15 protein-coding genes are annotated in these 15,538 nt (G+C 37.9%); 2 read left to right on the top strand and 13 right to left on the bottom strand.

The window, feature by feature from the left end; genetic code table 11:
* Positions 1-255 precede the first annotated feature (255 nt).
* The 4 genes from H514_RS0107855 to H514_RS0107840 all read right to left on the bottom strand — a co-directional run bounded on the left by H514_RS0107855 (position 256) and on the right by H514_RS0107840 (position 5,207).
* A complete protein-coding gene (locus tag H514_RS0107855) occupies positions 256-1,998 on the bottom strand; it encodes an ABC transporter ATP-binding protein (RefSeq protein ID WP_407946868.1) in 1,743 nt (580 codons plus the stop codon).
* Between the two features lie 113 nt (positions 1,999-2,111).
* The gene (locus H514_RS0107850; RefSeq protein ID WP_027446461.1) at positions 2,112-3,869 is read right to left on the bottom strand and encodes an ABC transporter ATP-binding protein; all 1,758 of its coding nucleotides are present in this window, start codon (positions 3,867-3,869) and stop codon (positions 2,112-2,114) included.
* A 262-nt stretch (positions 3,870-4,131) separates the two neighbouring features.
* Positions 4,132-4,575, bottom strand: a complete 444-nt coding sequence (locus H514_RS0107845; protein WP_027446460.1) for a TlpA family protein disulfide reductase — start codon at positions 4,573-4,575, stop codon at positions 4,132-4,134.
* Between the two features lie 89 nt (positions 4,576-4,664).
* Entirely contained in the window at positions 4,665-5,207 is a 543-nt protein-coding gene (locus tag H514_RS0107840) for a peroxiredoxin (protein WP_027446459.1), read from the bottom strand.
* Positions 5,208-5,572: 365 nt separating this feature from the next.
* Here H514_RS0107840 and H514_RS0107835 point away from each other — a divergent pair, with 365 nt between their 5' ends.
* Positions 5,573-6,415: a mechanosensitive ion channel family protein gene (locus H514_RS0107835; protein WP_027446458.1), complete on the top strand. Its 843-nt coding sequence runs from the start codon at positions 5,573-5,575 to the stop codon at positions 6,413-6,415.
* A 41-nt stretch (positions 6,416-6,456) separates the two neighbouring features.
* Here H514_RS0107835 and H514_RS0107830 read toward each other — a convergent pair whose 3' ends face one another.
* The 8 genes from H514_RS0107830 to H514_RS0107795 form a co-directional block, all read right to left on the bottom strand.
* Positions 6,457-7,740, bottom strand: a complete 1,284-nt coding sequence (locus H514_RS0107830) for a hemolysin family protein (RefSeq protein ID WP_027446457.1) — start codon at positions 7,738-7,740, stop codon at positions 6,457-6,459.
* 109 nt (positions 7,741-7,849) lie between these two features.
* Positions 7,850-8,095, bottom strand: coding sequence for a YkuS family protein (locus H514_RS0107825; RefSeq protein WP_027446456.1), 246 nt, complete (start codon positions 8,093-8,095; stop codon positions 7,850-7,852).
* Between the two features lie 80 nt (positions 8,096-8,175).
* Positions 8,176-9,291 carry an N-acetyldiaminopimelate deacetylase gene (locus H514_RS0107820; protein WP_027446455.1) on the bottom strand — a complete coding sequence of 372 codons (1,116 nt, stop codon included), beginning with the start codon at positions 9,289-9,291 and terminating at the stop codon, positions 8,176-8,178.
* 60 nt (positions 9,292-9,351) lie between these two features.
* On the bottom strand, positions 9,352-10,071 hold the full coding sequence (dapD, locus tag H514_RS0107815; RefSeq protein WP_027446454.1) for a 2,3,4,5-tetrahydropyridine-2,6-dicarboxylate N-acetyltransferase: 720 nt from the start codon (positions 10,069-10,071) through the stop codon (positions 9,352-9,354).
* 69 nt (positions 10,072-10,140) lie between these two features.
* A complete protein-coding gene (locus H514_RS0107810; RefSeq protein WP_036843679.1) occupies positions 10,141-11,640 on the bottom strand; it encodes an MDR family MFS transporter in 1,500 nt (499 codons plus the stop codon).
* A gap of 79 nt (positions 11,641-11,719) precedes the next feature.
* The gene (gene cbpB, locus H514_RS0107805) at positions 11,720-12,163 is read right to left on the bottom strand and encodes a cyclic-di-AMP-binding protein CbpB (protein WP_027446452.1); all 444 of its coding nucleotides are present in this window, start codon (positions 12,161-12,163) and stop codon (positions 11,720-11,722) included.
* A 120-nt stretch (positions 12,164-12,283) separates the two neighbouring features.
* Complete coding sequence (locus H514_RS0107800) at positions 12,284-12,769, bottom strand: DUF3993 domain-containing protein (RefSeq protein WP_027446451.1); 486 nt, start codon at positions 12,767-12,769, stop codon at positions 12,284-12,286.
* Positions 12,770-13,239: 470 nt separating this feature from the next.
* Complete coding sequence (locus H514_RS0107795; protein ID WP_027446450.1) at positions 13,240-14,454, bottom strand: EAL domain-containing protein; 1,215 nt, start codon at positions 14,452-14,454, stop codon at positions 13,240-13,242.
* 162 nt (positions 14,455-14,616) lie between these two features.
* Here H514_RS0107795 and trhA point away from each other — a divergent pair, with 162 nt between their 5' ends.
* The gene (trhA, locus tag H514_RS0107790; protein ID WP_036843677.1) at positions 14,617-15,285 is read left to right on the top strand and encodes a PAQR family membrane homeostasis protein TrhA; all 669 of its coding nucleotides are present in this window, start codon (positions 14,617-14,619) and stop codon (positions 15,283-15,285) included.
* Between the two features lie 44 nt (positions 15,286-15,329).
* Here trhA and H514_RS25465 read toward each other — a convergent pair.
* A partial coding sequence (locus tag H514_RS25465; RefSeq protein WP_211226779.1) for a hypothetical protein occupies positions 15,330-15,538 on the bottom strand: 209 nt, incomplete at its 5' end.

Raw genomic sequence — 15,538 nt, 5'->3', positions numbered from 1 at the left:
TTTTAAGTACAAAGTTCATTAGATTGTTCAGTCAATCACAAAACATGTTCTATGGTCTTGCCGTTTGAATATCATATCAGATCATGTTTTATTGAGACCGATTTCATGTAAATGTGTCAAAAAAACGTCACCAAATTTGAAAACAATGGTGGAATTGGAAGCAGACTTAGAAGCGCTATTTTAGAGAGGGAGAAGGGATAGCTGATCAAGGGGACAAATAAAAAAATCCTGCCCCCCAAAAGGGACAGGATCTCATTACATTGCATCGAGCATTTGGAATTGAGTTTTAACTAAGTCAAAGTATTCTCCACGTTGCTCCATTAACTCGGAATGGTTTCCTTGTTCAAGAATTTTACCGTGTTCAAGGACAAAGATATTGTCAGATTCACGAATCGTTGATAGACGGTGAGCGATAATGATCGCTGTACGTCCTTTTAATAAACGTTGGAGAGCCTCTTGAATTTTCACTTCAGTCTCCGTATCAATACTTGATGTCGCCTCATCTAAAATTAATATCTTTGGATCGGCTAGTAACGCACGCGCAAAGGATAGAAGCTGACGTTCACCAGCTGATAGGATATTTCCTCGTTCTTCTACCTCTGTTTCATATCCATTTGCTAGTCGCTGAATAAAGTCATCTGCACCTACAACTTTTGCTGCTTCCATAACCTCTTCATCACTAGCATCAGGGCGACCAAATCGAATGTTTTCCTTTATGGTACCAGAGAAGATAAATGTATCCTGTAGCACAACACTAATTTGTTGACGCACACTATTTAATGTTAGGTCTCTTAAATCATGACCATCGATTTTCACAGAACCTTTCGTTGGATCATAGAATCGACTGATTAAGTTTGCAATTGTAGACTTACCACTACCTGTATGACCAACTAATGCGACGGTTTGACCAGCTTTCATTTCTAATGAGATATCATGAAGAGCAATTCGTTCTTCATCATAAGCAAACTGAACATGATCAAATTCAATGTGGCCTTTCATATCTTGAAGCTCAATTGCGTCTTGACGTTCTTCAACATTCGGCTCTTCATCTAAGAATTCGAATATACGTTCAGATGCTGCCATTGCCATAAGAAGCTGATTATACATTTGACCAAGACGGGAAATTGGCTCCCAGAACATCCCTAAGAAAAAGGCAAATGTAACAAATGTGCCTAATTCAATACCGCCATTTGAAGGTCCTTGAATAATTAAGTAAGCACCAAATGAAATGAGGATCACCGTACCCACTGCATTACTCATCTCAACGAAAGGACGGAACATCGCACTTTTCTTCGTTGCATTTCTCCAGCTTTCAAAGTTGTCTGTATTCACACCATCAAAGTATTCTGTATTCTCTTTTTCCTGGGAAAAAGATTGCGTAATACGAATGCCTTGAATACTTTCATTCAAGTGTGAGTTTAAGCGAGATTGCTGAATACGAACCTGTTGCCAAGATCGTCGTATATTTCTACGTAGCTTTGTAGAAATATAGAACATGATTGGTAAGATAACCATGATGGCAAGGGCAAGCTTTGGACTTAGCACAAGCAAAATCACAACGATACCGAACAATGTAACAACATCCATTAATAAGTTGATAATTCCGTTCGTAAATAGTTCTTGAAGGGAATTAATATCGTTCATAATTCGAACTAGAATGGAACCAGCTGATTTCGAATCAAAGAATTTATGGGACAAACGTTGGACGTGAGAAAACAAATGCTTTCTCAAGTCATAAATCACATTCTGCCCCAAAATATTCACCCATTTAATTCTCAGAGAGTTCCCTACATAGCTTAATAAGTAAAGGACACCAATAGCTACAACAAGCCATGTTAGTAAGGTTGGATTCTCGCCATCTATAGCAACGTCAATTGCTACTTTACCAATAAGAATCGGGACAGCTAAACGTACTGCCGTTGAAACAAGCATAGCTAAAATAGCTAAAGGTAATAATTTCTTAGAGTAAGGTTTAAGGTATTGCAACATACGAACCATCTGTTGCCAGTTAAATGGTTTTTCAATGGCTTGGTCTTGTGTATATTTAAACCGTTTTAAATGTGGGCTCACTTTTTCTTCTTGTCGACGTTTGGCCAAGTTCTCTCCCCCCTTTATGCATTCTTAGAAGCTTCCATTATCGCTTCTTTATCTTGGTATTGGATATCGTAAATACGTTGGTATGGCCCTCCATTACTAAGCAATTCATCATGTACACCACGTTCTACAATCTTTCCATCCTCTAAAACAAGGATTTCATCAGCATGTTTAAGTGATGAAATGCGGTGGGCGATGATAAATGTCGTTCGACCTACCATGACTTCTCTTAGTGCTTTTTGAATACGTAGTTCTGTTTCCATATCAACGGCTGACGTAGCGTCATCTAAAACAAGAATACTTGGATCAATTAAAATCGCACGAGCAATTGCTACACGCTGCTTCTGACCACCAGAAAGCCCCATACCACGCTCACCAAGCAATGTGTCGTAGCCGTTTGGCATTTCCATAATGAAGTCGTGAGCTTGTGCGCGTTTGGCTGCATCGATAATATCATCCATAGAAGCTTCTGGATTTCCATACGCAATGTTCTCTTTAATGGTTGTTGAGAACAAGAACGACTCTTGTAATACAAACCCGATATTGCTTCTAAGCTCTTTTAAGCCATATTGATCTACAGGCTTGTTATCGACAAGTACTTCACCCTCTTGAGGTTCATAGAAACGAGTAACCAATTGCGTAATACTTGTTTTTCCTGAACCTGTTGCACCTATCAAACCAACTGTTTTGCCTGGAGGGGCATCAAAACTAATATCTTTTAGTGCTGAATCATCATCTTCCTCATAGGATAGCGTTACATTCTTAAACGTTACATGGCCATCCATACGTGCTTTTCGAATCGGTTCCTCAATCTCTTGGATATCTTCCTTAGCTTCTAGAATTTCTAATAACCGTTCTCCAGATGCTTTTGATTGAGAGAACAAATTAATCACGAAACCAAAGTTCATAAGAGGTCCAAGAATGTACCAAACGAGACTAAAGAAAGCCACAAGTTCCCCTGGCTTCAAATCATTAGTGATAACTAAGTGTCCACCATATGCTAACAAAGCAACTACACAAATGTTTCCGATGAACTCCATTAAAGGAAAATACTTAGCCCAAATTGAGGCTGTTGTTAAGTAGTTCTGACGATAGTCATCGTTTTTATCAACAAAACGTCCGATCTCGAAATCTTCTCGAGATAGTGATTTAACCGTGTTCATTCCGCTGATGTTCTCTTGTACACGTGTGTTTAAGCGTCCAAAAGCTTTTCTTATGCCTCGGAACGCCGGGTGTACTCGACGATCAAATTGAAACACAACAACTGCTAAGAAAGGCATAGCTGCCATTGTTACCAGTGCAAGTGGTACAGAATAATAAAACATAACACTCAAACTAATCAGGATTAGTGAAGTGATACGAATAAATTCTGAGAAACCAAACGATAAGAAGAAACGGAAAGCTTCCACATCTGCTGTAAGACGTGACATTAAGTCTCCTGTTCTTGCATTATCATAATAACGAAATGGTAAACGTTGTAGTTTCTGATATAAACCGTCCCTTAATGTATATACGGATTTAATTCCAAACAAGTCACCTAAGTATTGATGTAAATAAGTAGCAATTCCTTTGATTAACATTAGTCCAATAAAAGCTAATGCCAAATATGGTATTAATTCATAGCGCTCTGGCGTTACAACATCATCAATCGTTTTCTGTAATACGATCGGATAAACCACCGTTATCCCAGTAACTAACAGCAGAAACACTAATGATATGAAGAAATACTTCTTAAATGGTAGATAGTACATCTTCAACTTCTTAAACGTATCCAAAGTGCCCCCTCCTTTTTCTTTGTAATTTTTTTACGTAATTATAAATATATCGAGTTCCGAAATAAATTTCCACCCATTTGCATAAATTTTTTTAAAATTTTAAATGCTCTTTTCAATTTAGGTTGATGGATAGGGATATAACAATATTTATGAAATAAAAACATGCCTTTAGACCTATTCGTAATATTGGGAAGAATTCTTAAAGAGTCTTCTATCATAAATAAAAGCCCCAGCCTAAAAGACTGGAGCTTCGATCATGACCTTATTTATTACCTAGTACACGGTTCACGCGCTTTTCAAGCATTTTCATACCGCCACCGCCAGCTTGGAAATGACGAAGGTTACCTTCTTCATCAAACACATAATAAGCTGGAACGTATTGGTTTTCGAATGCATCTGTAAGGGCGTGTTTGTTGTCAACGAAAATCGGCTGAGAAATACCATGCTCTTCAGCTGTTTCCTTAATCTTATCAAGATCAAGGTCCTTTTCTGAACGAGGCATATGAACAGCTACAACATTTAACTCGTCACTATAACGATCACGGAACTCATTTACATTTGGCATTGCTTCTTTACATAAGCCACAGCTTACAGACCAGAAGTGAATTAATGTTGGTTTGTCACCTAAAAGATCTTCCTTGGTCACTTCACCATTTAACCATTCAGTTGCACCTGATAATTCAGGCATTGGCGCTCTTAATTTCATTTGATTATCCTCCTTTGATTTGGAGCTTCTTTGTTGTGTGGATAGGAAAAAGGTCTAACACTATGGTTAGACCCTGATTTTGTCTTATATTATAGAGTTTCTTGACCTGGCTTCCAGTTTGCTGGGCAAAGTCCACCAGTTTGTAGTGCTTGTAGTACTCGAAGTGTTTCGTCTACGTCACGGCCTACATCATTGTGGTTAATTGTTGCGTGCTTTAATTCACCTTCAGGGCTGATGATGAATAGTCCGCGAAGTGCAACACCTTCATCCTCTAAAAGTACACCATATTCAGTAGAAACTTTGTGGTTTGTGTCAGCTGCTAATGGATAAGCAAGATCACCTAATCCGTTATCATCACGAGAAGTGTTGATCCATGCTTTGTGAGTGTGAACTGTATCAGTAGATACGCCAATAACCTCTGCATCAAGATCTTCAAATTCGTCATAACGGTCAGACATTGCAGTGATTTCTGTTGGGCATACGAAAGTGAAGTCCATTGGATAGAAGAAAAGGACTGTCCATTTGTCTTCTTTCATAATGTTCTCAAGACTTACTTTTTCGAATTCTTTGTTAGGCATTACAGCATCCATTTCAAAACGTGGAGCTTGTTTTCCTACTAGACGTTCTGCCATAAGTGATCCCTCCATATTTGAGTAAGTATTTAATAGAGCAATTTTTTGCTCCTATAACCAACATTTGGTGTGGTTTTAAACACAATAGATATTATAACGAAGCCATTATTAATAGTCAATGTTATATTAAAATTAATTTAATCTGGAGACAAATTCCCCTCACACCAAAAAACACCCTTATTCATATTTCCCAAAACCTATTTTCATTAAACAATAAAATTGAAAAGATTGAAAATGATTTGCTTATGCTTAAGCTTGCACCCATCTATTCTTTCCTATTAATTGAAATCACATGTCGAAATAAAGTATAGTAGATTTTATAGAGAAAAAAGACTTACATGCGAGACACTGAAAGGAGCAATTCCATGGATTTTATGAAAGACGGAGAATTTAATATGGGAGGTCTTTTAGAAGCTGTTATAACAGGCGGACTTAAAATTGGCCTTGTACTGATTGTTTTCTTAATTATATCTCCTATCGGAAAGAAAGTTATTACCTCTTCTATTCAAAAGGCAGGTAAAAAGCAGAAAATTTCTGAAGGACGTTCTAAAACATTAGAAAAATTAAGCATTAATGTTTATTCATACGTTTTAGGCTTTATCCTTATCGCTACCATCTTTGGGTTATTAAACATCGACCTAGCACCACTTATTGCAGGAGCAGGTATTATTGGACTTGCGATCGGCTTTGGTGCACAAGGGCTAGTAAGTGATATCGTAACAGGATTTTTCCTGTTAATTGAAAAGCAAATTGAAGTAGATGAATACGTAACTGCTGGTGGTATGAATGGAGTTGTTGAAGAAATCGGATTAAGAACAACTCAAATCCGAAGCTTTGACGGAACATTAAATTTTGTACCGAACCGACACATTAACACAGTAAGTAACCACTCTAGAGGAAACATGCGTGCACTAGTTGATATTGGCATAGCTTATGGTGAAAACATTGATGAAGCTATGAAAGTATTGCAACAAGTTTGTGATGAATTTGCTCAAAACGACGACCGCTTCAAGGATGGTCCAAATGTATTGGGCGTACAAACATTAGGCTCTTCTGACGTTGTCCTACGTGTATTAGGTCACACAGAAAACATGCAACAATGGGCTGTTGAACGGGACCTGCGTAAGCGTATGAAGGAAGCACTTGATGCGGCTGGTATTGAAATCCCATTCCCACATCAGGTTTACATTGAAAAGAAAGAAAGTTAAATATTAAAAAAGGTTTGAGGGGCATGCCCCTCAAACCTTTTTTATTCTTTCTCCCACACTTTTATCTTTCTGATATAGGAATCTTCCATCTCTTCTACTCTAAATAGATAAGGATCGACTTCGATCTCTGTTCCTTCTTCTGCTTCAATGTATTGTGTTAAAACCCAACCTGATATCGTATCTACTTCATCGTGATCAAGGTTTAAGTTAAAGAAATCATTTACATCTTGAATAGACATTTTACCGTCTAGCAGCCTTGTTCCGTCTTCAAGCTTCTCCATCGGTAATTCTTCAGATTCATCGAATTCATCTCGAATTTCGCCGACAATCTCTTCTAAGATATCTTCTACAGTAGCTATACCAGATGTCCCTCCATATTCATCCGTTAAAATGGCCATATGAATATGTTCCTTTTGCATTTTCAGAAGCAAGTCTTTTAAAGCAACGTTTTCGAAAATTTTTGGAACAGGTCGTATATAATCCCTAATATGACTTGTATCATCACAGTTATCATAAAACAATTCTTTCATATGAATAACTCCGACAATATCGTCTTTATCCTCGTTAATAACCGGATATCTCGAATAACGTTCCGCACGCATTCTCTCCATAATCTCAGTCATAGATTCATTAACATCCACAACAACTACTTCTGTACGTGGGATCATAATTTCTTTGGCTGATCGATTATCAAATTCAAAAATGCGATCTACATATTTATACTCAGAAGGTGTGATTTCTCCTTGTTGATAGCTTTGAGTTAATATATAGCGTAGTTCTTCTTCAGAGTGAACCTCTTCTTGCTCTTTAGTGGTTTGATAGCCAAACAGACGAACAAACATATTCGCTGAGCCATTTAGCAACCAGATAAATGGATACATGATGCGGTGGAACCAAATTAATGGTCGAGCTAACATAAGCGAAATGGACTCGGCTTTTTGAATAGCAATTGTCTTTGGAGCTAACTCGCCTAAAACAACATGAAGAAATGTAATAATAAAGAATGATACCGCAAATGAGACTGTATGACTTAAAGCTTCTGGTAAACCAAATTGAGCAAAAACAGGTCGTAATAACTTATCTACCGTCGGCTCCCCTAGCCAACCCAAACCTAGTGAGGTAATCGTAATCCCCAATTGGCAGGCAGATAAATAATTATCTAGATTTTTTATAATGTGTAAAACTTTATCAGCTTTCTTGTTACCATTCTGTGATAATGATTCAATACGGCTCTTTCTTACTTTGACAATAGCAAATTCACTAGCTACAAAAAATGCAGTCGCAATGATTAGAACAATAACTAATCCTATTTTTAACGTAATCATACAACCTCTCCCCTAAACCATAAAAACAATATAGAATAAGATAACTGCAATGATCTGAATGAATAAAAAGAAAGCTGACTCAACTCTATTGAGCCAGCTTAGGGACACTCTATTGTTGTCCACGTGCCTCAACAGCCTGACAAACCTCATCTGCTGTCATTCCATCGGCATTGATCACTGAACCTTGAATAGAAGCATCTGCCATACCCATAACATCTTTATCCTGACCAGATATTACGCAGCAGTCGCATCCATTTGCGTCATCTTCATTGCGTAAATCTACGCAATCATGACCTTTTGATTGTAGCGCATTTTTTACATCTGTTAATGTTCCTTCAACTCCAATTCGAGCCACAATACATACCTCCTTCTAATCTCAGGACACAGTCCTTCAACCGTTAGTGTATCCTCTTCCCAGAAGGGTATGCACGACTGTTAGAGCTCTCGAATAGTCGCTTCTACAACTTGAACCCCTACTTCTAACGCTTCTTCCTTTGGCTGCAATTGGCTATGGTGAAGTCCATAAGGAGAATCTACACCAAGCCAGAACATAAAGCCTGGAATATCACGAAGCATATAGCCGAAGTCTTCACCTGTCATGGCAGGCGGACAATCTACATATTTAAACCCTCGTTTTTCGACAATCTGTTGAAATGGTTCCATAAACTGTTCATGATTAAATACTTGATAATAGTTCGATCCATAATCAATGGATACGGTGCATTCATAGGCCAATTCGATGGCTTTAGCCAACCCTTCAACATTTTGCTTCATACCTGACATCGTTTCGGCTTTAAAAGCTCGCATGGTTCCTTCTAAACGAGCATTTTCAGCAATACCATTTTGAACAAAACCTGCTGTCATCTTCCCTACTGTCAGGACAGCTGAATCCAGAGGATCTACTGTACGAGCAACAATGTGTTGGGCCTGGACGTTAAAAGAACTAGCAGCTACCACCATGTCCTTTGCTGTATGCGGGTATGCTGCATGTCCACCTTTTCCTTTAAAATCCATAAAGAGTTCGCTCGTGTTTGCAAATAACAAACCGCTTCGTGAAGCGATCGTCCCAACAGGGTATTCAGGTGCAATATGTAAGGCGAAAATCCGATCAGGCCACCATGCTTTTAATTCCTCACTCTGCAGCATAGGAAGTGCCCCTCCAGGGTTTTCCTCAGCAGGTTGGAAAATAAATACCACATTGTTATGTGGAGGGTTCTCTGCTAATCGTGTTAGCGCACCAAGTGCAATCGTCATATGAAAATCATGACCACATGCATGCATGTTCCCTTTATGTTGAGACTCAAACGAGTAGTTTGTTTCTTCAGTAATCGGAAGTGCATCAATATCTGCACGATATGCGATTGTTTCTTCAGCATTCCTACCTGTGATTTTTACCAATACCCCGGTTTTCCAAGTTTGAATCTCCATCTTTTCATTTTTAATACGATGAAGGTATTCAAGAAGATATTGTTGTGTTTTTTTCTCTTGGAAGCCAAGCTCAGGAATTTGGTGTAAATCTCTTCGAATGCTTTGCAATTGTTCTAGATTCACCTATTTCACCTCAATTTGTTTATGAAAAAAGCAGGAGCATTGCACTCCTGCTTCCATTCTTTATTGATCTAACTTACGTAGTTCTTGTTTAATCTCTGTTTTACCTTTTGTCTGCTCATCAATTTCTTTGATGACTTTGGCAGGTGTACCTGCAACTACAGAATTTGGAGGCACATCTTGTGTAACAACAGCGCCTGCAGCAACTACAGAGCCTTTCCCAACTGTTACACCTTCAAGAACAACAACATTAGCTCCGATTACGACTTCGTCTTCTACTACAACAGGCTTAGCAGATGGTGGCTCGATTACGCCAGCTAATACTGTCCCAGCACCAATGTGGCAATTCTTACCAACAGTAGCACGTCCACCAAGTGCAACGTTCATGTCGATCATTGTGCCTTCACCTACAACAGAACCAATGTTAATGGTCGCACCCATCATGATAACTGCACCATCACCGATCTCAACCTGATCACGGATTGTTGCACCTGGCTCGATACGAGCATTTACGTTTTTAAGGTCAAGAGTAGGAATAGCAGAGTTACGACGGTCATTTTCTACAACATAATCAGCGATTGAATCTTTGTTTTCTTTAAGTAGAGGTTCGATATCCTTCCACTCACCAAATAATACGCCTGATTCGTTGTGAACGAAATCCTTAACATCTTCACCAAAGTCAATCGTCTTAAGGTTTTCACCTTTAATATATACTTTCACTGGTGTTGATTTTTTACTGTTTGAAATAAATGAAATAATTTCATTTGCGTCCATCATTTCCATGGGATTGCTCCTCCTTCATATGTAAGACTCTTTATTACTTTATCAAAGTGAGTTCGCCGTGACAAGAATTCATGCTTTATCACCTTTAGGTAAAAATATGATTAAGACAAAAGATAGGATTGCAAGTAAGAGTAACCCAATATAAACTTGATGCAATCCAATCGTTAATGCATCTTGCAGAGTTTGTAGCACATCCTCTGAGAGCGAGCTTCTTTTTTCAGCGTCTAACAGGATATTTGTTGTATCCACTGAAGCTTGATTTTCAAGACCTCTTTCCTTAATAACAGATTGTATTTTCCCATTCAGAATACCACCCAAGAGTGCTGCTCCAAGTGCACTTCCTAACGTCCGCATAAACATATTTGTGGCTGTAGCAATACCTCTTCTTTTCCAATCCACCGTGTTTTGAATTGAAACAATAAAAGAAGTTGTTGATAAACCCATACCCACTCCAATGAAAAATGAACCTGCAGCTGCCCAAAAAGGTCCTTTCTCTGGAGTTAGCAGGAAGAAGAAGACTCCACCAATTATAAGAGCTAATCCTCCCAAAATAGAAGTCGTTCGGAATCCAATCTTTAATAAAAGTCGCCCTGCAATAGTAGAAGAAATCGGCCACCCAATAGACATCGCAGTCAGTGTAAATCCAGCTACTGTTGCTGATTGCTCCATTACACCCTGGACAAATGCCGGTAAGAAGCTTGATACCCCAATTAAAATCATCCCTGTTGTTAAAGATGTTATATTGGCGACTGTAATCGATCTATAGGTCCAAATAGAAAAAGGCATCATCGGATCTTTAGCTCTTCGTTCTTGAAAGATAAATAAGAGGAAAGCTATGAGTGAGAACATCATTAATAGAAACATTGTATTGGAATTCCATGGAATGGCTACCCCACCCTCAACAAGAATCATCATTAACGAAGATACACTAAAGATTAGAAGAAGAGACCCTATGTAATCAATTGATCGTTTTTCTTTTTCAATGTCCTCTTTGAAAAACACTACAATTCCGACAATCGCTAAAAACCCTAAAGGAAGGTTCATCCAGAATACATACTTCCAGTTCAAAACATCAACAAAGAAGCCACCTAGTACTGGACCCGTTACAGCTGAAATCCCCCACACACTTGCTAGATACCCTTGTATTTGAGCTCGCTCTTCTTTTGTATAAATATCACCAACAATCGTTGATGCTATAGGCATTAACGCACCAGCGCCAATACCTTGAATAAACCTAAATACAATAAGCATTTCCATGGAAGTTGAAAAGCCACATAATAACGATCCTGTTAAAAACAAACTTATACCCATTAAAAAGATTGGTTTGCGACCAAAAATATCTGATAGCTTACCAAAGATAAGTACTGTACTCGCATTCGTTAGCAAATAAGCAGAAAACACCCAGCTATATAAAGAAAATCCACCAAGATCTGATGCAATACTTGGCATAGCAGTTGAAACAATGGTTGCTTCAATAGCAGCAAGAAACATGGCCAGCATGATCGCAGCAAGTACAAAAGGTCGCTTTGAATTAGACTGACTCGTTTTCTGATGGCTAGATTGCTCCATCATATCCCCCCAAACCCAAAACGATTGCACAGAAAAATTGTTGGCTTAATTTATAAGCCAACAATTTATATCGTTCATATTAAGATTTTTTTAAGTCTAAATGTTGATTGGTTCTCTTTAGAATGGCACGTCTAGTTAAAATACCATCAAAGTGACCTTCTTCATCAATGACACACACGAAAGGATGATCAATAACAGATCGAAGTCCATCAACAAAAGAATTTCCGCGTTTTAAGTATGGAATTTCGGTATCCATCACTTCTTCAACACATATAGAGGATAATTTGTCTAATTCAAACTGTTCAATTCCGAGTATGTTATCGATAATAATGGTCTTACTAATAATTCCTTTTAGTTTATATTGAGCATCTAATACAGGTACAGCAGAATACCCGGATTTAACTAATACTAATAAAGCATGTTCCATTGGGTTCCCACCTTGAACGTGGGCCACTTTTTCGGATGGAATCATAAGGTCTTCTACTGAATACTCATCTAGTTCTTCTCGTTCTATACTTATCATTGTCGTACACTCCTTCTGAAGAACACATGAGGAGTCAATTTTGTTTTTTTCATCCCAAAAAACATTGTAACATATTTTCATCTGAAAAAAATGTTATTTGTATCGGCTTATCAAAAAACATTACTCTTTATTGGACTCTTCTTTTTGTACCCAATCTAAATGACTGATTCTCCAACCTTCTTCTGTCTGAGTAATGGTAACCTTTCTTAAAATTCGTTGAGGCCCCATTAATTCTGTAGGTTCTCTATGGTCTTCCAATAAGATAACTTCATTCTTACTTGATTCTTGTACATGAAAACTTGTCCAATTCAAGCTTGGAATAATGTAAGGTGAAAAGTCTGTTGATGCTAAACGGTATAACTCCTCATGAATCAGAATATGCTCCATAAAAATGGACATCATCGCTTCTTTTGTAAATACTGTTCGGAAGTCTTTACGGATCGTTGTGTACTCAACTGATTTGTTTGAGTATTTCGATTGAACGTTGTGAGCTTGTTCCATTATGGATTGCCAATCAGGCTGATCTACTTGTTCACTTGCTTGTACACTAGGAATACACGTAAATAAAACGAAACTTAACACCACCAACATTATTCTACTGTTCATAGATCCTCCACCTTCTTTTAAACCAAAGAGAGACTCCTTACATAAAAGGAAAAATCTCTCTTCATGATTTTATTATTTTGCACCTTTGTTGGAATGAACTTCGATGTGAATCGGGATTAAATTTTTTTGGCCACAAGCTGGACAAAAATCTTCTTGTTGTGTAATAAAACAACAATGTAAGCAATGGTAGTTCATGGTTGGCAACTTTCCTTTCTTACCTCTTATTCTATCAATATATATTATGCTAAAAAGGGCTATTCGTTCGTAAAATCACACCAAGAAGAGACAAGGATTGCAAGTATTAACACAGTTTTAAGCACTCTTTGAAAAGATATGACGAATCGTTAATAGGTATACATCCTTTTTAGACAAAACACACTCAAGCAGACAAGCTATGTATCTTTTTAGGGAATATCCTTAAAAAATGAAGAAAAAAGGCTGACCTCACAATCAAGTGAGATCAGCCTTTTTCACATCAATAACGATTCATTTTCATAGATAAAGTCATATCGTATATCAATAAAAATAAAATGATGATCCGATAACGGAAAACTAAACGTGCGAACCATTTCTCTTGTTTCAATATCTGAATAAAGATCAGATAAACGCCCTTTATTCCACGTTTTCATTTGCATCATATTTTCTAAAAAGTATGGGCGAAATGCCCAGTTAGTTCCTAATATTTCTGGTTCTTTGATCCACTCTTCATCTCTTTGTCGAAAGTTAGATGATATCTGCTTCCCATTACTATCACAAATGTACATACGAAAACTTTCATAATTAAAGTCAGACGTAACCTTATCAAGATAGGAATCCGCACGCTTAGGTCCATCCCAATGGACAAGTGAATCCCTTAAACACTGATCCCACTTAAGCACAAACTCAAGTCGTTTTTCGATTACCTCTTTCTCTCTTCTTATAAAAGAATCTACCTGGCTTTTGATAAGAGATTCCTTCTCGAAAGGATCTAAGAAGTGATAAGAAGGTTCCCCTAGGTAAAACCCTTGATAAAAGCGTCCACCATGTTTCCATGCATAGTAAAGCTGGAATGAATCCTCAATATTTTCAAATAATAAGGCTGCACCAATTCTTCTTGCTAGCATAGACAAGGAATAAATAATATCCTGATAACCACTTGAGTCATTATCTCTCAAGACCTTAGAGTCAACTTTCAAAATATGAGGTTCTAATTGACGCAAACGATCAAGATTAGAACTTTTCGCTCCTACATGATCAACTGCGATTTGAATTCCATACGTCTTATAATAAAGTAATAAATGATTCAGTGATTCAAAGTCTTCATCAAAATCATGTTCTGTAATTTCAAGAACAATTCGACTCAGGGAAAAGCCTCTCTCTACAAAGGGTTGAAGGGCTTCAATAAATGTCTCCCCATTTTCAAGCATTAGCTCTTTGGCATTACGATTGATAAATAGAAGCTTTTTATCATCATGTTTCATAATATCCTCTATCGCAATCGTTAAGATGTGTGTATCGACTTCTAGTTTAAATTCATCCGGCACTTGTGAATCCTGAAAAAAGTCTCCAAGACTCTTCCAAACACCCTCATGGTCAATTCGTCCAAGAACTTCATATCCGATTATGTCATGTTTGACCGCTGAAAATACGGGTTGATAAGCAGGTTTTATGTTACTGAGATTTCCGACGATATCTAATGGATCCATTTTCATTCCCCCGTTATGTTCTTGCTCTGTTTGGAATCACTTTTTATTATAATAGAGATAGCTTAAAATCTGTAGGTTTCATTGCTTTTATGTATTTACTCAACAGTCATTTACAAAATTTTTATAGTTATGTTTTGGCTTATATGACCCAAAAAAGCTATAATGGAGAAAACGGTTAGGAAGAGGTTTTGTCTCTTGGAAACACATACTTTTACGAAAAAAGAGGAAATTGCTAATGCAATCACACACGGTATTGGTGTTCTGTTAAGTATTGCAGCGCTTGTTCTCCTTGTTGTTTTTGCTAGTTTAGAAGGCAACCCTTGGGAAATTGTAGCTGTCTCGATTTACGGTGCTACTATGATCATTTTATACACGTGTTCTACATTAGTGCATAGCTTCCCGCCAGGTAAATGGAAAGACATCTTTGAAATTTTTGATCATGCAGCCATATACTTGTTCATTGCTGGGACTTACACTCCTATATTATTAGTTAACCTTCGTGGAACATTAGGTTGGACGTTATTTGGAATTGTCTGGGGACTTGCAATTTCAGGGGTTATCTTTAAAATGTTCTTTGTAAAACGCTTTGTTGTGTTATCGACGGTATTTTATGTATTGATGGGTTGGATTATTGTTCTTGCTTGGGGTCCATTAGTGGCAACATTCGCTTTCGGAGGCATTGTTTTACTAGTTGTCGGCGGCGTATTATATTCCATTGGGGCAATCTTTTATGTTTGGAGAAGCTTCACTTTCCACCATGCCGTCTGGCACTTGTTCGTAATAGCCGGATCCGTTGTACACTTCTTTGCGATATTTAAATATGTGATTTAATAAAAGCACCAAAAGCTCAGAGTTTATGCTCTGAGCTTTTTTCATTATAGCCCCCGTTTGTTGAATACTTGGTTTCGAGATAAAATGCGAGGCGGTAGTGCAGGGGGGCGAGGGAATTCGGCGTCTAGCCGTGGGATTCTGTCTCCTACCCGAGCGATTCCGTCGCCTACCCGAGCGATTCCGTCGCTTACCCGAGCGAATCTGTCGCTTACCCGAGCGAATCCATCGCCTACCCGAGCGAATCTGTCGCTTA

The sequence above is a fragment of the Pontibacillus marinus BH030004 = DSM 16465 genome (genome assembly GCF_000425225.1).
Classification (GTDB): domain Bacteria; phylum Bacillota; class Bacilli; order Bacillales; family BH030062; genus Pontibacillus; species Pontibacillus marinus.
This window is presented reverse-complemented; position numbering and strand designations above follow the sequence as displayed.

Excerpts from the sequence above, each read along its gene's own strand:
- H514_RS0107855 (WP_407946868.1), bottom strand. The coding sequence starts at position 1,998 with ATGGTTCGTATGTTGCAATACCTTAAACCTTACTCTAAGAAATTATTA.
- H514_RS0107845 (WP_027446460.1), bottom strand. The coding sequence starts at position 4,575 with ATGAAATTAAGAGCGCCAATGCCTGAATTATCAGGTGCAACTGAATGG.
- H514_RS0107840 (WP_027446459.1), bottom strand. The coding sequence starts at position 5,207 with ATGGCAGAACGTCTAGTAGGAAAACAAGCTCCACGTTTTGAAATGGAT.
- H514_RS0107835 (WP_027446458.1), top strand. The coding sequence starts at position 5,573 with ATGGATTTTATGAAAGACGGAGAATTTAATATGGGAGGTCTTTTAGAA.
- H514_RS0107830 (WP_027446457.1), bottom strand. The coding sequence starts at position 7,740 with ATGATTACGTTAAAAATAGGATTAGTTATTGTTCTAATCATTGCGACT.
- dapD (WP_027446454.1), bottom strand. The coding sequence starts at position 10,071 with ATGGAAATGATGGACGCAAATGAAATTATTTCATTTATTTCAAACAGT.
- H514_RS0107810 (WP_036843679.1), bottom strand. The coding sequence starts at position 11,640 with ATGGAGCAATCTAGCCATCAGAAAACGAGTCAGTCTAATTCAAAGCGA.
- cbpB (WP_027446452.1), bottom strand. The coding sequence starts at position 12,163 with ATGATAAGTATAGAACGAGAAGAACTAGATGAGTATTCAGTAGAAGAC.
- H514_RS0107800 (WP_027446451.1), bottom strand. The coding sequence starts at position 12,769 with ATGAACAGTAGAATAATGTTGGTGGTGTTAAGTTTCGTTTTATTTACG.
- H514_RS0107795 (WP_027446450.1), bottom strand. The coding sequence starts at position 14,454 with ATGGATCCATTAGATATCGTCGGAAATCTCAGTAACATAAAACCTGCT.
- trhA (WP_036843677.1), top strand. The coding sequence starts at position 14,617 with ATGGAGAAAACGGTTAGGAAGAGGTTTTGTCTCTTGGAAACACATACT.